This window comes from Janthinobacterium sp. BJB446, assembly GCF_002735655.1.
Classification (GTDB): domain Bacteria; phylum Pseudomonadota; class Gammaproteobacteria; order Burkholderiales; family Burkholderiaceae_D; genus Janthinobacterium; species Janthinobacterium lividum.
In genome coordinates this window covers 186,698-207,765 of record NZ_PDZK01000006.1, presented here as the reverse complement: position 1 = coordinate 207,765, position 21,068 = coordinate 186,698, and the positions used below count along the sequence as shown (strand labels likewise).

The following is a 21,068-nucleotide window of genomic DNA, read 5'->3' as shown; positions in this document are numbered from 1 at the left end:
TGTTCCCTGTCAATGCTGCTGGAAGCCGCGAATCAGTGCCTGCCGCCCGCCCCGTGCGTGCCGCGCGCCGCCTCGCGATATCGGTCAGCAACGGAACATGAAAAGGGAATGTCGCCATGCAGCGAAGCAAGTCGGTCACGAAACACGCATCCTCCTCCGCCATGGCGGGCAACCGGACCGGTCGCCCGGTGCGATTGAAACCGCTGGCGCTGGCCATCGCCGTGCTGCTGCAGGCGGGCGGCGCGCAGGCGCAGCAGCCATTCAGCGGTGCCTGGTTTGCCGGCAAGGGCGCGCAACAGGGCACGGCCGCCGCCACGGGACGCTTGCCGAATGGCCAGGCCATCATCGGGACGGACAATAAGCAGGCGCAGCAGCAAAAAGCCAATGCCCAGCTGCAAAGTTCGCTGAACAATCTGCAACTGGCCGCACGCGCCATCGCCGTGCAGCAGGCGGCCCAGCAGGCGGCGCGCCAGGCGGCCATTGCCGCCGGCTCGAAGGTGCCGGAAGGCTTGGCCGAAGGCGGCTTGAAGGTCGACAGCAACAGCCTGACGGCGGGCTGGTTCAACGCGAATGGCCCCGTGCAGGCGCAGGCCGACGGCAAGACCGTGGTGACCGTCAAGCAGACGGCCGACAAGGCGATCCTGAACTGGGAAACGTTCAATATCGGCCAGAATACCACCCTGCAATTTGACCAGTTGGCGAACTGGTCCGTACTCAACCGCGTCAACGATCCGCTGGCCCGTCCCAGCCAGATCCGCGGCCAGATCAAGGCTGACGGCACGGTAATGCTGGTCAACCGCAATGGCATCGTGTTTACGGGCAGCAGCCAGGTCGACACGCGCAGCCTGGTGGCCGCCGCCGTGGGCATGAGCGACAGCCAATTCCGCAAGGGCATCTACAGCGAAACGCTGGGCTCGGGCTTCAAGCCCACGCTGGCCAACGACCTGGTGCTCAACGGCAGCGTGGCCACGCACGCCAACGCCACGGCCGACGTGGTGGTGCAGGCCGGAGCGCAGATCAGCACGCGCAAGCCGCAGACGGTGACGGAAGGCGGCGGCTATGTGCTGCTGGCCGGGCGCGAAGTGCATAACGGCGGCAGCCTGTCCGCGCCGAACGGTCAGGTGACGCTGGCCGCCGGCGACAGCTTCGTCATCCGCAAGGGGCTGGGGACGGATGCCAACCAGACTTCGAGCACGCGTGGCAACGAGGTCGACGTCAAGTTCAATGCGCAAAGCGGCGCCGGCAAGGTGACGAATAGCAGCCTGGTGCAGGCGCTTACCGGCGACGTCACCCTGACGGGCCGCGACGTGAAGCAGGCCGGCGTGCTGCTCAGCAGCACCAGCGTGACGACACGCGGCACCGTGCACCTGAAGGCCGACGGCAGCGAGGGCCTCGTCACCCTGGCGCCGGACAGCCTCACCACGGTGCTGCTCGACGACAGCGGCGCCACCGCGCTGGACGTGCAGCGCGACGCGCTCATCAAGGATTCGGCGCTGCCCAGCGACGGCGCCTACAACCGCCGCGACCTGTCGCTGATCCAGATTGCCTCCGGCGGTGATATCGCCTTCGATACCGGTTCGCTGACGCTGGCCACCGGCGGCCAGGTCAATGCGCTGGCCACGCGCCGCACGCAAGTGGCGCGCGGCGCCAGCATCGACGTCTCCGGCGCCGTGGGCGTCAACGTGGCGATGGCTTCGAACAACGTGCTGATCAATGCACAGGGCAACGAGCAGCGCGACGCGCCCGGCAACCGCGACAGCAAGGCCCTCAACAGCACCGACCTGTGGGTCGACCGGCGCGACCTGGTGCGGGTGGCGGCAGGCACGAATGGCTATCCGACCGACCGCTGGTACACGGGCGGCGGCTTGCTCGAAGTGAGCGGTTATCTGAACACCAGCGGCCACGGCATCGGCGAATGGGCGGCGCAGGGCGGCACGGTGGCTTTCCAGGGCGGTGAACTGGTGACCCAGGCCGGCTCTCTGCTCAACGTGTCAGGCGGCACTTTTGAGGTCCAGACGGGCATGATTCGCCAGAGCTGGCTCAGCGGCAAGGATGGCCAGCTGTACAGGCTGTCGACCGCGCCCGGCGACGTGCTATATACGGGCGTGTACCAAGGCTACGCCGCGCACCACCAGCGCTGGGGCGCGGAAACGACGGAAAATTTCGCCAATCCCCTGATCGGCGCCCAGCAACGGCTGGAGAACGGCTATACCGTGGGCCGTGATGCGGGCCGCGTGGTGGTGGGAACCACATCGGCCGTGCTGGAAGGCGCGATCGAATCGGGCGTATTCCAGGGCGAGCGCCAGCAGGACGCGCGCGATGCCAGCCTCGACAGTTATCGTCAGTCGCAACTGGCCGCTGCCCGCAACGGCCAGCTGGTGCTGGGCCAGCTGGCGCCCGTGTACGACGCCGCCAGCGCGCAGCTGCGCGATAATCCCGCGGCGCTGCTGCAGGCCATCCATATCGGCACCGGCGGCGCCAGCGCCGGCAATCTCCTGCGCGAAGACGCGCTGCCCGAAAACCTGGTCGGCAAGACCTACCTGGACGCCGGCTGGCTCAACGCGCAACACCTGGGCAGCATCAAGGCCTACGCCGGCAGCGCCATCGAGGTCGACGCCGCGGTGCAAGTCACGCCTGGCGGCGAAATCGCGCTGCATGCGCCCCAGGTCAAGGTCAATGCCGGCCTGACGGCGCGCGGCGGCAGCATTGCGCTGGGCGACATCGTCAGCAAGCTGTCCAATGGCACCAGCAACTGGGTCGATACAACGGTCGCCACGCCAGCAGCCGGAGCAAAGGTGGGCATCGATGTGACGGCCGGCGTGACGCTCGACACGCGCGGCCTGTGGAGCCAGCTCAAGCTGGATCCGGGCAACACGTCCGGCCTGCCGTATGTCAACGGCGGCGCGGTGGCGATGGTCAGCAGCGGTACCGTCAACCTGGCGGCCGGCAGCGCGATCGACACGTCCTCGGGCGCGGCCGTGCTGGCCGACGGCAAGCTGAAGGGCGGGCGCGGCGGCGACATCAGCTTGCGCGCGAATCAGAATGATCTCAACGGCGTCAAGTCGGAGGCGCTGGTGCTCGATGGCGAACTGCGCGGCTACGGCGTCAACGGCGGCGGCACGCTGACCATCGACAGCGGTACCGGCGTGGTGCTGGGCGGCGGCGCGCTGGCCGGCAATGGTGTGTTGCCTGCAGGCCAGTCCGTCCCCGTGCACCTGACCTTGGCAGCAGCCTTCACCATCAAGGCCGGCACCGTGCTCGATACCGACTTCAGTTATATCAGCACGAAGGTCCATCCCGGCCAGCCGCTGCTGGACTTGCCGGACTTTAGCGCGGCGCGCCCCTACACCCTGCCGGCCGCCTGGGTCGTGCCGCCCGCCTCGATCAGCTATGAATTCATCTTCATTACCGGCAGCAATGGCATCGTCTACACCAGCGGCATGACCGTGCCGGCCGGCGTCACGCTCACGGGCGTGCGCGGCAAGCTCGGTTCCGGCTACCTGGTGCCGGCCGACGCCTTCCCGAACGGCATGCCGGTGCCCGCTTTCAACGCCAGGGTGGCCGCCGGTACGGCGTTCACGTTTGATGTGACCTTGCAGGCGGGCGATCGCTTGCTGGCCGGCAACCGTGCGCCGACGGACCTGGCGGTCAAGCCGCTGCTGGTGCTGGACAATGACCTGTTCCAGCGCGGCTTTGCGCACTACAACATCAATGGCCAGCAGGGCGTGCAAGTGGCGCAGGACGCCACGATCGACGTCAGCATGCCCTTGCTGCGGGCCGATTTGGCGCTGGCGGGCCAATTGCCTACCGGCGTCGATCCAGCCGCCGTCCTGCAACCGTGGCTGGCGCCGCTGTGGCAGGAAAATGCCGTGAAAGGCGTACTCAAGCAACGGGCCGGCGCCGATATCGCGCTGTCGGCCGGCACCCGCAACGCCAAGGCGCCGCTGGTGGTGGACCAGGGCGCCACGCTGCGCGTGGATGACGGCAAGAGCATCAGCCTGACCGGCAACGGCCAGATCACCGTGGAAGGCACGCTGAGCGCGGCAGGCGGCCGTATTTCCGTGTTGCCGGGCACGCTAGTCACCGGTAGCGAGATCAACCGTCCAGACGGCAGCGCCAATGCCCAGTCGATCTGGATCGGCGAGCGCGCGGTACTCGACGTGGCCGGACGCGCGGCCACCGCCACCGACGCCCAGGGCGGCGTGTATGGCCATGTGGGCGCCGGCGGCACCATCGAGATCGGTGCAAAGCACAATCTCGACGCCACCCAGGTCGAGGCGGCCGACGCCTTTGTCATCGTGCGCCCCGGCGCGCGCCTGGAAGCGTCCGGCGCTGCCGCACAGCTCGACCTGCCTGGCCAGGGCAGCGTGCAGGTGGCCGGTGACGGCGGCAGCATCGCGCTCAGTTCCTACCGCGGCTTGTTGCTCGACGGCAGCCTGCATGCGGCAGCCGGTGGCGCCGGCGCGGCCGGCGGCACGCTGGCGCTCAACCTGGAAGCCCCGAACTACGGCATCGTCGGCAAGCTCGACTTGAAGGGCCTGGGCGTGGAAGACGCGGTGCGCGTGCCGCGCGAGCTGGTGCTGTCGCGCCTGCAGGGCGACAGTGGCCTGGCCGCCGACTTGCAGGTGGGCGACAGCGATCCGGCGCTGCGCTACGGCGTGGCCCGGCTGGGTGCGGACCGCGTGGCCGCCGGCGGCTTCGACCATCTGGCCCTGCTGTCGAATGGCTTGATCAGTTTTGACGGCAACCTCGACCTGTCGCTGGGCCAAAGCCTGCGCCTGACCGCCAGCGCATTGGCCCTGGCCGAGCATGCCGACGCCGCCACCACCGCGCAAGTCAAGCTGGCGGCGCCCTACATCCGTCTGGCCGGCACCAGCCGCAGCCAGAGCGACGACCACCTGATGCCGAACCCGGTGCGCGGCTCCGGCAACGGCGGCATCGGCAGCGGCAAACTGGGCGTGCCCAACGTGGACGATCACGCCAGCCTGACGCTGCATGCCGCGCTGATCGACCTCGCCAATACCGTCAATGTCGGCAGCAACGGCGTGATCGTGCAAAACGCCGCCGCCGACCTGGAAGTCAAGCGCGATGCCTTCGGCGAGCTGGCGCTGCGCTCAAGCGGCGATATCCGCATGCGCACGGCGGCCGCGCTGTACACGCCCGGCAATCTGACCCTGGCGGGCGCGCAAATCTATCCGGTGAGCGGCGCCACCGGCAAGGTGGAGGTGGGCAAACGCAACGTGATCAACGAGTTCGGGCAATTGGCGACCGAGTTCGATCCGGCGCGCAAGCTGACCATCGAGCGCAGCGGCGACCCTGGCGCGCCGTTGCCGGCCCTGCCCTACTCGGTGTTCGGCTCGCTGGAGCTGAGTGCCGGCACGGTGAACCAGGGGGGCGTGGTGCGCGCGCCGCTGGGCAAAATCACGCTGGGCCAGAATACGAATGGCGCAGTGACGGGCCACACCAATCTGCTGCCTGGCAGCGTGACGTCGGTCAGCGCCAGCGGCCTGGTGATGCCGTACGGCGGCTCGCTCGATGGCCTGAGCTATATGATGGACGGCGTCGACGTCGCATACAAGGGCGTGGGCAATGACCCGGCCGTCGTGCTCACCGGCGAGCACGTCGATGTGCGCGCTGGCGCCGTGCTCGACCTGTCAGGCGGCGGCACCCTGACCGGCGCGGCCTTCCTTGCCGGACGCGGCGGCTCGACCGACGCCCGCCTCAACCCGCTGGTGCAGACGTCCGGCAAAGGCGGCTTCGTGCTGCCGGGCCTGGCCACCAATCCTGTCTACGCCATCGTTCCGGGCGCACAGGCGGGCTATGCGCCCATCGTGGCCGAGAATGGCGCCGGCGATCCGGCGCTGGGACGCCAGATCACCATCGGCGCCGGCGTGCCCGGCCTGGCCGCCGGCACCTATACCTTGCTGCCGTCGAGCTTTGCGCTGCTGCCCGGCGCGTTCCGGGTGGAGCTGAACGGCCTGGCCGCCGGCGGCTTGCCTGTCGGGTCGGCCACGGCCATGCGCAACGGCTCGTTTGCTACCGCCGTGCAGCTGGGCACCAGCAATACCGACCGGCGCACGGTGCTGCCATCGCAGGCGGTGCTGACGCCGGCCGACGTGCTGCGCAGCTATTCGCAATACAATGAAACGAGCTACGGCGCATTCGCGCTGGCGCAGGCGGTGCGCGACGGCGTGCCGCGGCCGCTGCTCGAACGCGACGCCAAGGCGCTGCACATCGAACTGGTGCAGTCCAAGGCCAGCACCGACGATGCGCTGCGTTTTGTCGGCACGACCAACTACACGCCAGGCAAGGACGGTTTCGGCGGCAGCGCGCTGCTGCTGGGCGGTGCTGGCAAGAACTACGAAATCATCGGCGGCGCCGGTGCGCCCACCGTCGACTTCAAGGGCATGGCGGTGCGGGTCGACGCCCTGAACGCCATCGGCGCCCCGCGCCTGGGCATCGGCGGTTTGCCTACCGTCAACTACAGCAGCAGCAACGGCAACCAGCAAGCCAATATCGCCCAGTTCCAGGGCGGCGTCGATAACATCGTGGTGCGCGACGGCGCCGTGCTCAAGGCTGGCGAAGTGTTCCTGGTGACCAATAGCAAGGCAGGCGGCATCGTCATCGAGCAGGGTGGCGGCATCAATACCCTGGGCCGTGGCGCCGCCGCCTGGGATTCGGGCAACGGCTACGTGTATGCGCCGGGCAAGTCCAGCGTGCTGGCCGTGTCGAATGGCCGGCTGGACATGCTGGCGCCCGGCGTGAGTACCGATCCGCGATCCGGACCGGGCCGCATCGACATCGGCGCCTGCGCGGCGGGCGCCGTGTGCAGCGGCAGCACGCCGCTGTATTCGGAAGGCAGCATTGTCGCCGCCACCGACCAGAGCTTCAACCTGCGCGACGCCACCACCTATGGCACCCGCAACCTGGTGCTGGCCGTGGGCGGCATCAATGTGGGCAGCGCAGCGTCGCTGGACGCCATGGCCGCGCGCGACGCATTGCCGGCCGGACTGACCCTGAACCAGGGCATCCTCGACCGCCTGCTGCGCGGCGACGCCGGCGTGGGTGCGCCGGCGCTGGAAAGCCTGGCGCTGACGGCGCGCGACGCCATCAATTTCTACGACAACGTCGAATTGTCGACCATCAACGCGAGCACGGGAAAATCGTCGCTGGAGCGGCTGGTGATCAGCACCCCGGCGATCTACGGCGCGGGCGGCAGCGACGCCGTGGCGCGCATCAAGACCGATGTGCTGGTGTGGAACGGCGCCACGACCGCGCCGGGCCTGGTCGCCGCCGGCGGCGCCGGCGGCGGCAGCGGGCGCTTGCAGGTCGACGCCCGCCAGGTCGAGTTCGGCTATGGCCCGAACAGCCGGCCCGACACCATCCACAGCATGGACCGCCTGATCCTCGGCTTTGCCGATGTGGCCATCAACGCCAGCGAGCGCATCACCGCCAATCATACGGGATCGTTGTCGGTGTACCAGTCGCAAAGCGGCTGGGATACGGCCAGCAAGGGCTATCTGCGCAGCGGAGGCAACCTGGCGCTGAACACGGCGCTGCTCACCGGCGCCGCCGGCTCCGTCAACAAGATCAAGGCGGGCGGCGACATCCATGTCGCCAAGCCATCCGGAGCGGCCGCAACGGCCCCGGGCGCGGCCGCCCTGGCCGGCGCACTGGGCGCCGAAGTGGCGCTGGACGGGCGCAGCGTGACGCTCGACACGGCCGTGCTGCTGCCAAGCGGCAAGCTCAGCGTGTCCGCTGAGCAAGACGTCGCGCTGGGCGACGGTGCCCGGCTGGACCTGGCGGGCCGCAAGATCGATTTCAACGGCGTGTCCAAGTACAGCTGGGGTGGTGACGTGGTGCTCGACAGCCGCCACGGCGACGTGCGCCAGGCGGCCGCTTCCAGCATCGATTTCTCGGCCGTTTCCAACCGCGCCGGCAAGCTCACCGCCAGCGCGCTCGATGCGCAGGCGGGCAGCGTGGCGCTGCTGGGCAGCATCACCGGCGGCAGCAGCGGCCATTACGACGCGGGCGGCACCGATGTGCCGTTCGCGGCGGGTGGCCTCGACGTGCGCGGCCAGCATATCGAGGATTTCAAGGGACTGAACCAGCGCCTGACCAAGGGCGGCGTGTTCGGCAGCCGCAGCTTCCAGCTCAAGCAGGGCGACCTGGTGCTGGAGAATGAATTGAAGGCGCGTGAAATCACGGTATCGGTGGATGGCGGCCGTCTGGCCGTCAACGGCACAGTCGACGCCAGCGGCGAGCAGGTGGGCAGCATCCGCCTGGCAGCGCGCGACGGCGTCAGCGTGGCCGGCGGCGCGCTGCTCGACGCCCATGGCAGCGTGCTGCGGGTCGACAGCTACGGCCAGGTGATCGAGGCGCCCAACCGCGCCGTGATCGACATCGATGCCGGCAGCGGCCGGCTGGTGCTCGATACGGGCGCGCGCATGGACTTGCGCGCCGGCACTGCCGGCAAGGCCGACCGCATCGCTTCGCTGGGCACGCTGGAGCTGAGCGCCCGGCGCCTCGGTGGCGCCACCGGCAACGACGTCGCCATCGATGCGGCCGGTCCGCTGGCCATCGACGGCGCCCGCGCCATCACGGTCAACGGTTTCTGGTCGTATACGGATGCCCGTCCGGGCACGGAAACGACGGCCGACGGCCGTCCTTACCAGGTCATCGACCAGGCCTACCTGGACCGCAAGCACGACGATAGCGTGGCTTTCATGACGGGCGCCCTGGCCAACGACGGGCTGATGAATGGCCGCCTGTCCGGCTTGCGCAACTACAAGGATGCCTTCCACCTGCGTCCGGGCGTGGCCATCCTCAGCGCCACGCCGGACGGCGACCTGCACGTCGATGGCGACATCGACCTGTCGGGCCACCGCTACGCCAGCGTCAATCCGCACACGCAGAAGACCGGCGTGGCCGGCTCCGGCGAAGCGGGTGCGCTGGTGCTGCGCGCCGGCGGCAACCTGAACGTCTTCGGCAGCATCAATGACGGCTTCGATGGCAAGGCCTTGCCGGTCACGCCGGACGACAAGGGCTGGATGCTGGCCAAGGGCCGGGTGCCGTTCGGCGCCGACGTCATCGTGCCGCATGGCCAGCTGGTCACGCTGGCCGACGATACCTTCTTCCAGCCCGGCCGCACCTTGAACTACGACCTGCCGATGAAAGCCATGAGCTTGCGGGCCGGCACGGCGCTGCCGTCGCAAGCCACCCTGACGGCCGAGGTGGAATTGCCAGCCGGTACGGTGCTGGGCGGCGCCGTGCGCAATGCCGCCGGCGATATCGTGTATGCGGCCGGCACCGTGCTGGCGAAGGCCGTCACGCTGGGCAGCGGCACGCGGCTCGATGCCGGCACCCGCCTGCCCGTGGGGATGTCCGTGGCGGCCATGACCTGGCCCGGCGGCGTGCCGCTGCCGTTCCCGGTGGGCGCCGTCAGGGATACGCCGAGCCCCGACTACGATGGCGACGGCTTCCCCGATACGCCCGCCAATGGCGTGGTGCTGGCCGGCGAACTGCAGCTGCGCAAGGGCGCGCTGGTGCCGAGCGAAACCTGGGTGCGGCTGCCTGGCGGCGCCGACTCGGTGGCCCTGCGTCCGGGCGATGCCGACGGCAACCAGGGCCGCAACTGGGCGCTGGCGCCGATGCTGGCCAGCGGTTCGCAGTCGTGGTCGATGCGCCTGGTGGCCGGTGCCGACATGCAGGCGGCCGATAGCCGCGCGCTGCGCTCCATGGGTGAAAATCGCAGTCTGCTGCTGACCGACCACCACTACGGCGCGGTCCTGGGGCTCAGCCTGCCGAGCGTGGCGGCGCCGCCGATCGAGGGCGTGGCGGGCAATTTCTACTGGATGGGCGACTCGGAACTGTATGTTGGCAATCCCGCCGGCACGCTGATCAATCTCGCCGACTTTTCCAGCGTGGAGGAGCTGCTGGCGTACAACCAGTGGGGCGTGGGCGACCTGGTGACGTGGCTGCCCGAAGGTGCCAGCTTCCCGATGGTGCCCAAGCCTGCGCGGCAACAGTTGTTCAGCGTGCTGCGTACCGGCACGGGCGACCTCGATCTCCTGGCCGGCGGCAACTTCAACCAGAGTTCGCCGTATGGCGTGTATACGGCCGGTACCCAGGCGGCCAACGTGGCGGCGGCTTACCGGCTGCCGCGCGCGGCGGATCGCAAGGGTTCCATTCTCGGCGCCGATGGCGACGCCTTCAAGCCTTATGTGGACGGTGGCGCGCAAAGCCTGTACCAGGCCTGGTATCCCGAGCATGGCGGCAACGTGCTGGTGCGCGCCCAGGGCGACGTCACCGGCGACCTGGTGGGTGGCGGCTACAGCACGGAGCGTCGCCCCGACGACGTGGGCTATTTGCGTCCGCAGCAGGACAGCAGCGCCGTCGGCACTTGGCTGTGGCGCCAGGGCACCGGCAGCGCGGTTGCCCAGGGCGAGGGCGTGCCCACCGCCTGGTGGATCAACTTTGGCAGTTATGTGGCCGGCGGTCTCGGCACGAACTACCTGTACGAGACCCAGCCCGTGATGACCGGCTTTACCGGCATCGGCACCCTGGGCGGCGGCAACCTCGTATTCGAGGCGGGCAAGGCCGCCGGCATGCTGTCGCCGCGTACCGACCAAGGCGGCAAATTCGTCATGCGCAGCCAGGGCTTGAACCTGGCGGTGGCCAGCACCGGCCGGGTATCGGCCGACGGTTCCGCGCTCACGCTGACCGGCGGTGGCGATCTCGACGTGCGCATTGGCGGCGGCCTCAATCCGGTGGCCGAAGTGCGCTCGTTTGCCGACACGATAGGCGAGATCACGCCGGATACCCGTTTTTCCGGCACGCGTGGCGACCTCAATAGCACCTTCGTCAACCTGCGCGGCGCCTTGCGCATGGAGGCGGGATCGGTGGGCGGCATCGAGCTGCGCTTCGACATGGGCGACAGTCAGGAGTCGCGCGCCTATCAGGTCTACACCGCCACCTCGTCCATCGCGGGCGGCGGGCCGGTGGTGGTGCCGGGCGACTCCGGCGTGCGCATCGATGCGCGCGGCGACCTGGTGCTGGGCGGCGTGGGCGACGCCGGCCGCGTCACCCAGCTCAACAACGGCACGCCGTTCACCGCGAAGGGCGTGGCGCAAGACGGCGAGGGCTACAGCTGGTTCTCGCTGTGGACGCCGTCGACCGCTATCGACCTGTTCAGCGCGGGCGGCAACCTGACGCCGTCCACGGCCTGGAGCGACGACCGCGCCAGCGGCAACCAGGCTTCCAGCGGCGGGCGTTTCGTGATGCCGTCGCAATTGCGCGCCGTGGCCGCCAGCGGCAGCCTGTATGTCGGCAACTCCGCCCAAGGGGCGAGGGATATGGATACCAGCACCAATGCGCCGGCGCGGCCGGCCACCGGCCTGCTGCTGGCACCATCGCCGGTCGATGCGCATTTCACCCGCCGCACGCCGGGGCAGCTGGAATTGCTGGCCGCCGATTCGATCTACGCGGGTGCCTATTCGGTGACGGCGTCGGGCGCCGATCCGACTGCGCTGCCGAGCCCGTTCAATCCCGGTTTCGCGGGAGTGAGCGGCCTGACCGCGTATGGCGACACGTACACGCATAACGTCAACCAGGAGGCACAGGCGCCCAGCGTGCTGTTCGCGTCGCGCGAAGCGGGCGCTTCACCGCAGCGTTATCCGCTGTTCACGCTGACGCCGCCCACCGCCTCGGGCTATGCGGTGCAGGATCAGTTGCCGGCGCGCTATTACGCGCTGGCGGGCGACATCATCGGCCTGCGCACCGGTTCCATCATCACGCGCGGCGGCGGCAATGCAGCCAGCCACAGCACCTGGTACGAGGGCGCCGGTCCGGTCGATATCCGGGCCGGACGCGATATCGTCAACTCCGGCACGGCGCTGGGGCTGGTCGAAGCGACGCCCCAGGGACTGCTGGGCTGGACTTCGGAGATAGCGTACGCCAACCCGTCGCTGCCGCTGCGGCCGACGGAAAACTTTGTTGGTTCGGCGCGCGGCAATCTGATACTGCACAACAATCCAGACGAGGTGTCGGTCGTGCGTGCCGGCCGCGACATTCGCTACGGCACGTTCTACGTGGGCGGTCCGGGCACGCTGGAAGTGACGGCCGGGCGCGATATCGACATGGCCGACAAGGCCGAGCTGAAGAGTATCGGCACGGTGGCGAATCGCACATCCGGCGACCGCAGCAGCGGCGCCGGCATCGCGGTGGCGGCCGGGGTCGGGGCGCATGGCCCCAACTATGACGCCTTTGCCGCGCGCTATCTCGACGCTGCCAACCTGATCGACCCAGGCAAGTCGCTGGCCGACCAGCCGGGCAAGGCGGTGGCCGTGTATGGCGGCCGCCTGGGCCTGGCAGACTGGTTGCGCGCGGAATTCGGCTACAGCGGCGACGCGGCGGGCGCGCCCGCCTTCCTGGCAGCGCGCCAAAGCGAGCTCGACAAGACTCTCCAGGCCAGCACCGGCGGCAGCAGGCGCGACCTGCAGCGCGAATATGGCCTGTCGAGCCAACTGCACCTGGTCAACTGGCTGGAAACCCGCTACGGCGCCGGACAGCGCAATGGCGCCGGGCTGACCTTCGATGCCGGCAGCATGGACGCGCGCAAGTTTTTCGCGGCCTTGCCGGCCGAGCAGCAGCGTGTCTTCCTGCGCAACGTGTATTTCGCCGAACTCAAGGCAGGCGGGCGCGAGTACACGGCTGCCGGCGGCGTGCGCGAAGGCAGCTACCTGCGCGGCCGCGAAGCCATCGCCACGCTGTTCCCGACCAAGGATGCGCAGGGCAAGCCCGTGACCTATGCGGGCGACCTGACCATGTTCAGTGGCGCCACCTACTATCTGGACGGCGCCTCAGGCGGCAGCACCAGGCGGCCGCGCAAGGGTGTCAACTACCTGACCCGCCAGCAATATGCACTGTCGGGCGACAACCACGCCCCGGTGTTTGACCTGGTCGATGCCGGCATTCACACTGACTTTGGCGGCAATATTGACATCCTGACGCCGGGCGGGCGCACCCTGGTGGGCGTCGATGGCGGCTTCGTGCCGGGCGAAGGCTCGGGCGTGCTGACGCAGGGCGCCGGTGAAATCCAGATCTATGCCCGGGACAGCATCCTGCTGGGCCAGAGCCGCATCTTCACCACCTTCGGCGGCAATATCCTGGCCTGGTCGGCGCAGGGCGACATCAATGCCGGCCGCGGCTCCAAGTCCACCGTGGTGTTCACGCCGCAGCGCCGGGTCTACGACGACATCGGCATGGTGAGCCTGTCACCGACCACGCCGAACACGGGCGCCGGCATCGCCACCCTGAACCCGATCCCGGAGGTGCCGCCTGGCGACATCGACCTGATCGCCCCGCTGGGCAGCATCGACGCGGGCGAGGCGGGTATCCGCGTCTCGGGCAACGTCAACCTGGCGGCCTTGCAGGTGGTGAATGCGGAAAACATCCAGGTGCAGGGCAAGTCGACGGGCATACCGGCCATCGCCGCCGTGAACGTGGGCGCGCTCAGCAATGCCAGCGCGGCCGCCTCGCAAGCCGTGACGGCGGCGCAGGAGGTGTTGCAGCGCGAACGGGCCGCCACGCGCCAGGCGCAGCCATCGCTGTTCACGGTGAAGGTGCTGGGCTTTGGCAATGAACAGGCGGATGAAGCCGGCGTTGGCAAGCTCAAGGGGGGAGAGCCGCAGGCATCCACCTACCAGCCGGCCGGCGTGGTGCAGGTGCTGGGAGCGGGGCCGTTGACGGCACCGCAGCTGCAGGCGCTCACGCCGAGCGAGCGGCGCGGTTTGCAGCCTTGAGCGGAGTTTTATGAACATTTGATGACATTCGACAGTCGCCGCGCGCGGCGACTGTCTAGGCATCAGTAGATCAGCATTAGCAGAAAAAAATACGCCGGCCCAGCGCCGCAACACAGGGCAACCGTTTGATTTTAAGGTGAATGGAAGATGCGTGAAATGACAACCAAGGGCAGGGACGTGCCGCCAGCGGCGCCTGCGACCGCCTTGACGATGCTGTGCCTGGCCATGCTGGCGCTGCCCGGCATGGCGCGCGCGCAGGACGCGGTCCCGGCGGCCGCTCCTGTGGCCTCACCGGAACGGCAGGTGACGATCGAGGAATATTTGGTGCGCGGCAATACCGTGCTCGATGCGCGTGCCATCGAAGAGGCGGTCACGCCCTTCCTGGGGCCGGGCCGCACCCTGAAGGACGTGGAAGGGGCGCGCGACGCCCTCGTTGCTGCCTATCAAGCGCGCGGCTACCAGTCCGTCTACGTGGACTTGCCGGAGCAGCAGGTGGAGCAGGGCGTGGTGGTGCTGCAGGTGAGCGAAACGAAGGTAGGGCGCTTGCGCGTGGTCGGTGCGCAATACAACTCGCCGCTCGACGTGCGCCAGCAAGTGCCGGCCTTGACGGAAGGCAAGGTGCCGGACTTTACGCAGGCGCAAGTGGAACTGACGGCCCTGAACCGCGGTCCCAAGCGCCAGGTGATGCCGCTGGTCAAGCAGGGCAGCCTGCCCGGCACCATGGACGTGGACTTGAAAGTGGACGACAGCAGCCCGTGGCGCGCCAGCATCGGCTTGAACAACGACTACAGCGCCGATACCAAGAAGCTGCGCAGCAGCATGTCGGTCGGCCACGACAACCTGTGGCAGATGGGGCATAGCGCGACCATCAGCTTTTTCGGTACGCCGGGCGACCTGAACCAGACCAAGGTGTGGTCCGCCTCGTACGTGGCGCCGATCGGCACGCAGGGCTGGAGCGTGGAAGCGACCGGCTACCAGTCGAACAGCAATGTGGCCAGCACGGGCGGCACCAGCGTGCTGGGCAAGGGCCACGCGCTGGGCATGAAAGTCAACTACACGGTGCCCAACAGCGGCATCTGGTGGCACAGCTTTTCTGCCGGCATCGATTTCAAGGATAACCAGGAAGCCTTGAAACTCAATGGCACGGGCAGCAATATTCCGCTGAAATACGTGCCGCTCAGCGTGGCCTACAACGGCTTTGCGCAGACGGATGCGGCGACGTACGGCCTGGGCCTGTCGCTGGTGGCCGGCACGCGCGCCGCGTTCGGCTATGGCAGCAACAGCGCCGCCTACGACAACAAGCGCTACAAGGCGTCGCCCAGCTTCCTCGTGCTGAAGGGCGACGCCAACGCCACCTACACCCTGGGCAGCGGCGCGCAGCTGCACGGGCGCATGTCGGGCCAGCTGGCTGACGCGGCGCTCGTGTCGGGCGAGCAGATGGCCGCCGGCGGCGCCAATTCCGTGCGCGGCTACCTGTCGGCCGAAGCGACGGGCGACTACGGCATTTCCGGCACCGTCGAATGGCGCACGCCCCAGCTGACGTATTTCAGCCGCCTGGAAAACTGGCGCCTGTTTGCCTTTGCCGATGGCGCGCGCTTGCGCCTGCGCGATCCGATGATCGAGCAGAAAGACCTGTTCGGCCTGGCCTCCGTGGGCGTGGGCAGCAGCTTCCAGTTCCTGCGCTACCTGAATGGCCGCATCGATTTCGCTTACCCGCTGCGCGATGGCCCGCGCACGCACAAACACGTGCGCCGCATCAATTTCAACCTGTCGGCCAGCTACTGACGGGCCAGCTCACCAGCACTGCACTTTTTTAGACTTTTCTTCGGAGAATCACTGTCATGCAACGTTTTCTTTTTCTGCTCACGATCCTGGGCACGCTCGTTCCCGGCCTGGCGCATGCCTGGTGGCAGCCCGACTGGGCTTACCGCAAACCCGTCACCGTCGACGCCGGCCCGAAGGCGGGCGCCGTGGGCGGCGATCCCGGCCGCATTCCCGTGCTGCTGCGCTTGCATTCCGGTAACTTCAACTTCGAAGGCGTCAGCGACAACGGCGCCGACCTGCGCTTCGTGGCGGGCGACGACAAGACGGTGCTGAACCACCAGATCGAACAGTTCAACCCGCTGCTGGGCATCGCCCTGATCTGGGTCGACGTGCCGGCCCTGACGGCGGGCACGCCGCAGCAGCTGTGGATGTACTACGGCAATCCGAAGGCGCCCGCTTCCGGCAATGGCCAGCGTACTTTCGACCCCGACTACAGCCTGGTATACCACTTCACGGAGCCTGGCGTGCCTTCGCGCGACAGCACCGCCTACGGCAACCATGCCCAGACGGCAGTGCCGGCGCTGGACGGTTCCGTCATCGGCGCCGGCGCCCGCCTGGGCACGGCACCGCTGATGCTGCCTGCCTCGCCTTCGCTGGCGCTGGCCGCCGGCGCGCCATTCACCTTTTCCGCCTGGGTGCGTCCCGACAACCTGGGCCCGCAGCAAGTGCTGTATGCGCGCCGCGATGGCGCCAATGAATTGCTGATCGGCGTCGACCAGGGCGTGCCTTTCGTGCAGGTGAATGGCCAGCGCAGCAAGCCCGGCCAACCGATCCAGGCCGCGCAATGGTCGCACCTGGCCGTGAAAGCCGATAAAACCAACGTGGCCCTGTACGTGGGCGGCCGTCCGGCCGTGTCGCTGGCCACCGCGCTGCCAGCCTTCACGACGGCCGCCTCGGTGGGCGCCGATGCGCCGCCGGTCGCCTCCGGTACCTCCACCCTGAACAACTTCACGGGCGCCATCGACGAGCTGCGCCTGTCGCGCACGGCCCGTCCCGATGCCCTGCTGCTGGCCGACGCCGTCTCGCAAGGTTCCGAATCGCGCCTGGCCGTGTTTGGCGCCGATGAACAGCAGGCGGGCAAAAGCCATTTCGGCTTCATCATCGCCGCCATGCCGCTCGACGCGTGGATCGTCGTCGGCGTGCTGGGCCTGATGATGGTCTTGTCGTGGATCATCATGATCGGCAAGGGCCGCAGCTATGGCGCCATCTCGCGCGCCAATGCGCAATTCATGCAGTCGTTCCACGAAGCGGCCGGCGCGCCGCTCGACCACCTGGCGCGCAACGGCAAGCTGAGCGCTTCCGTGAAGACGGATTCCTCGCTGTGGCGCCTGTATGACGTGGCCATCGACGAAATGCGCCGCCGCCACGACCGCGGCTACGACTTGAACGCCGTCTCGAACGCGACCATCGGCGCCATCCGCGCCGCCATGGATGGCGTGATGGTGCGCGAAAGCGAACGCATGTCGAAACGCATGATCTGGCTCTCGACCACCATCGAAGGCGCGCCATATGTCGGCCTGTTCGGCACCGTGATCGGCATCATGCTGGTGTTCGTCGTGGCGGCCATGGCCGGCGCCGTGGACATCAACTCGGTGGCGCCGGGCATGGCGGCAGCGCTGCTGTGTACGGCGGCCGGCCTGGGTGTGGCGATTCCCGCCCTGTTCGGCTATAACTGGCTGTCCTCGCGTTCGGACGCCATCGTCGCCGATATGGCTGTCTTCGTCGATGAATTCGCCACGCGCCTGGCTGAAGAGCAGGGCGACGGACGCCAGATGCGTCCCGTGCTGCAACAGGCGTGAGGGGCGCATAACCATGGCCACCTCCGCCAAGTTTACCCCCCGCAAGCGTAGCGGCGGCATCAACATCACGCCCTTCGTCGACGTGCTGCTGGTGGTGCTGGTGATCTTCATCTTGACCAGCAACGCCAGCATTCCCGGCATCAAGGTCGACCTGCCCAAGGCCAGTTCGGCCATGGCGCTGGAAAAACCGAAGACCAAGGCCATCACCATCGACAACGCGGGCCAGGTCTTCCTCGACGCCTATCCCGTCACCTTGCCCGAGCTGGAAGAGCGCCTGCGCACGGAAAAGGCCCTGACGCCCGACTTCCCCGTGATCGTGCGCGGCGATGCCGCCGTGCAATACGCGAAAGTGGTCGAAGTGCTGGACTTGTTGCGCCGCATCGACCTGAACCAGGTGGGCCTGGTGACCGGCAAGCCGGCATGAGGAGCGCAAGGTGAAGCGTGACGACATGATGAAGATGGCCGCCTCGGAATCGTCGGGCGCGGCGCAGTGGTGGCGCCGCTGGGGCGGCGTGACCGGCGGCGTGCTGCTGGCTGGCGCGCTGGCCGCGCTGGTCTGGTACTTGCTGTCGGACACGGCGGCCACCAAGCGCGAAGTGGCGGCGCCGCCGATGCTGATGCTGCCTCCTCCTCCGCCACCGCCGCCGGAACCGGAAAAACTGCCGGAACCGACGCCGGACAAGGTGGTGCCGGAAGTGTCGGAGCCGGAACCGACGCCGGCCGACAAGCCCATGGATGACGCGCCGGAAAGCCCGTCGCCGGACAAGGGCGACCCTGTCACCATCGACGGCGCGGCGCAGGCCGGCAGCGATGCCTTCGGCATCCAGGCCGGGCGCGGCGGCGGCATGACGGGCGGCGGCAGTGGCGGCGGCCTCGGCGCGGGATCGTATGGCCGCTATGTGGCCAACGCGCTGCAGCTGGCCTTTGCCCGCGACCCGCGCACGCGCCAGCTGGCGTTTAGCGACATCCGCGTCGACCTGTGGCTCGATACGGAAGGCAAGACGACAAAGGTGCAGCTGGTGCAAGGCACGGGCAATGCGCAGACGGATGAGCAAGTGCTGGCCATGGTGCGCGACTTCCGCGCCGATGAGCGGCCACCGGCATCCCTGCGTTTCCCGGCCCGCGTATCCATTAAAGGTCGGCGCCCGTAAGCGCATGAACTAATTCCTCATTTACCGAAAGAAGCGATGAATTCCTTATTTTCTCCCTCACAGCGCATGCGCCGCCTTCCGCTGGCGCTGGCTGCCCTGGCCCTGAGCATGGCGGCAGGCGCAGTACAAGCCCAGTCCGCGGCACCGGCCGACAGTACCATGGTCAAACTGATCCGCGGCCTGATCCAGAGCGGCGCCCTGAACAAGGATGCCGGCGAAGCGCTGCTGGCGCAGGCGCAGAGCGAAGCGCTGGCCGCGGCGCAAGCCCGCCCTGCCGCCGCACCGGCGGCCCTGGCGCAGGTACAGCCGGGCGACGTGCGCGTGCCGTATATTTCGCAAACTGTGCGCGAGCAGATCCGCGACGAGATCAAGGGGCAAGTGCTGGCCGAAGCGAAGGCGGGCGGCTGGGCGGCGCCGAATGAAACGCCGGCCTGGACCAAGCGCATCCGCCTGGAAGGCGATGTGCGCGCGCGCTACGAATCGCGCTATTACGACATGGCCAACAGCAATATCGAGATCGACTGGCGCTCGCTCAACAGCGGCAGCGGTTACGACGTCAATTCGAATACTAACCTGGCCCTGCCAGCGCTGCTGAACACGCGCGAAGACCGCAAGCACTTGCTGCGCGCCCGCGCCCGCCTGGGCATCCTGGCCGACATTTCCGACAGCACGCAAGCGGGCATCCGCCTGGCCAGCGGCAATGACGACAGCCCCGTGTCCACCACGCAAACCCTGGGCGGCGGCCTGGGCAAGAAAAACATCTGGCTGGACCAGGCCTGGCTGTCGTACCAGCCCGCTTCCTGGCTGAAACTGACGGCGGGCCGTTTCGACAATCCGTTCGTCTCCGGCGATGAACTGTTTTCCAGCGAACTCAATTTCGACGGCATCGCCGCCAAGGTGCAGCAACCCCTCGGCGACAGCAAGGACGTCACCGTCTTCGGTACCCTGGGCCTGATTCCGCTCGAGTATTCGTCCGACAATGCGCCGAGCCGCAGCCAGGCAAAAATGTCCAGCGAGAACAAGTGGCTGCTGGGCGCGCAAGTGGGCGCGTCGTGGAAGATCAATAGCGACCATCAGTTGCGCGGCGCACTGGCTTACTACAACTTCCGCAATATCAGCGGCGAGTATTCGCAGCCGTGCGCGCTGTACGCGGGCGCCGATGGCTGCAGCACGGACTGGTCGCGTCCGTCGAGCATGCAAAAGGGCAATAGCTTGATGCTGCTGCGCAATATCGCCCTGAACCCGCTGGACCCGGCGAATACGCCGCAGCCGCAATTCGTGGGCCTGGCCTCGAAATTCCGCCTGGCCAACCTGAATGCGCGCTGGGATAGCAAGGTTGCCGGCGGCACGGACTTGCGCATCGAAGGCGATTATGTGCGCAACATGGCTTACGACAAGAACGCCATGTGGGCGCGCGCCAAGGGCGGCATCATGAACAACTTCGGCGGCACGGGCGGTGTGTCGCAAGCCGATTTCAGGAGCGGCGGCAATGCCTACATGCTGCAGGCGACGCTGGGCAAGGCCAGCCCGGCGGCGCGCGGCGACTGGAACGTGTTGCTCGGCTACAAGCGCATCGAACCGGATGCCTTGCCTGACGCCTACAACGATTCCACCTTCCACCTGGGCGGCACGAATGCGCGCGGCTACTACCTGGGCGGCGCGTATGCGCTCGACAAGAATACCTGGCTGAACGGCCGCTGGACGTCGAGCCGCGAAGTGTTCGGTTCGGCACTGTCGATCGACACCCTGCAAATCGAATTGAACGCGCGTTTTTAAGGAGCCATGATGTTGATATCCAACAAAATGCGCCTGCCTTTACTGCTGCTGAGTTTGCTGGCCGCCAGCACGGCCCAGGCGCAGAAAGGGCAGAGCATGGAAGAGCGCTTGCGGGCCGAGTTGCGCAATGTCACGGCGCAATTGCATCAGACGCGCGGCGAGCTGGAATTGCTCAAGGCTAAGGGCGTGCCTGCCGCCAAGGCGGCGCCGGCTGCCGCCGCGCCCGCCAGCGATGGCTTGAAAAAGGAGCTGGCGCGCAGCCAGTCGCAACTGGCGCAGGAGCGTGCGCAGCGGGAAAAACTGGGCGAGCAGCAACAGCGCAGCGCCGCCGCCGCGCAAGAGGCAAGCGCCAGCCTGGCGCAGTACCGCCAGGCCAGCGAACAGCTGGCCGCCACGGGCAAGCAGATCGAAGCGGAGCGTGCGCGCCTCGACGGCGAAGTGACGGCCCAGCGGGGCGCGCTGGCACGCTGCGAAAGCAAGAATGCCCAGCTGTATGCGGCCGGACAGGAAATCCTGCAAGCGTATGAGGGTCTCAATGTGCTGGACGTCATGAAGGCGCGCCAGCCGTTCGCCGCGCAAAGCAGGGTGAAACTCGAGCAAATCGCGCAGCAGTACGGCGACCAGCTATACCAGGGCCGCTTTGATGCGCGTCAAACCGAAGCGGCAGCAACGCCGGCCGCGCCCGCGCCGGCTCCCCAGTAATTTTACTTTTTGAA

General features: G+C 67.9%; 7 protein-coding genes. All 7 read left to right on the top strand.

The window, feature by feature from the left end; genetic code table 11:
- Nucleotides 1–116 precede the first annotated feature (116 nt).
- The 7 genes from CSQ92_RS26200 to CSQ92_RS26170 all read left to right on the top strand — a co-directional run bounded on the left by CSQ92_RS26200 (nt 117) and on the right by CSQ92_RS26170 (nt 21,054).
- Nucleotides 117–13,802: a filamentous haemagglutinin family protein gene (locus CSQ92_RS26200; protein WP_099395794.1), complete on the top strand. Its 13,686-nt coding sequence runs from the start codon at nt 117–119 to the stop codon at nt 13,800–13,802.
- A 147-nt stretch (nt 13,803–13,949) separates the two neighbouring features.
- Nucleotides 13,950–15,587 (top strand): ShlB/FhaC/HecB family hemolysin secretion/activation protein, encoded by a 1,638-nt coding sequence (locus CSQ92_RS26195; RefSeq protein WP_099395793.1) that lies wholly within the window; start codon nt 13,950–13,952, stop codon nt 15,585–15,587.
- Nucleotides 15,588–15,643: 56 nt separating this feature from the next.
- Nucleotides 15,644–17,425, top strand: a complete 1,782-nt coding sequence (locus tag CSQ92_RS26190; protein WP_099395792.1) for a DUF2341 domain-containing protein — start codon at nt 15,644–15,646, stop codon at nt 17,423–17,425.
- Nucleotides 17,426–17,438: 13 nt separating this feature from the next.
- Complete coding sequence (locus CSQ92_RS26185; RefSeq protein WP_034753784.1) at nt 17,439–17,849, top strand: ExbD/TolR family protein; 411 nt, start codon at nt 17,439–17,441, stop codon at nt 17,847–17,849.
- A gap of 10 nt (nt 17,850–17,859) precedes the next feature.
- On the top strand, nt 17,860–18,576 hold the full coding sequence (locus tag CSQ92_RS26180; protein WP_257219359.1) for an energy transducer TonB family protein: 717 nt from the start codon (nt 17,860–17,862) through the stop codon (nt 18,574–18,576).
- 66 nt (nt 18,577–18,642) lie between these two features.
- The gene (locus tag CSQ92_RS26175; protein WP_257219358.1) at nt 18,643–20,352 is read left to right on the top strand and encodes a putative porin; all 1,710 of its coding nucleotides are present in this window, start codon (nt 18,643–18,645) and stop codon (nt 20,350–20,352) included.
- Nucleotides 20,353–20,361: 9 nt separating this feature from the next.
- Nucleotides 20,362–21,054, top strand: coding sequence for a hypothetical protein (locus CSQ92_RS26170; RefSeq protein WP_257219357.1), 693 nt, complete (start codon nt 20,362–20,364; stop codon nt 21,052–21,054).
- The last annotated feature ends 14 nt before the right edge of the window (nt 21,055–21,068 follow it).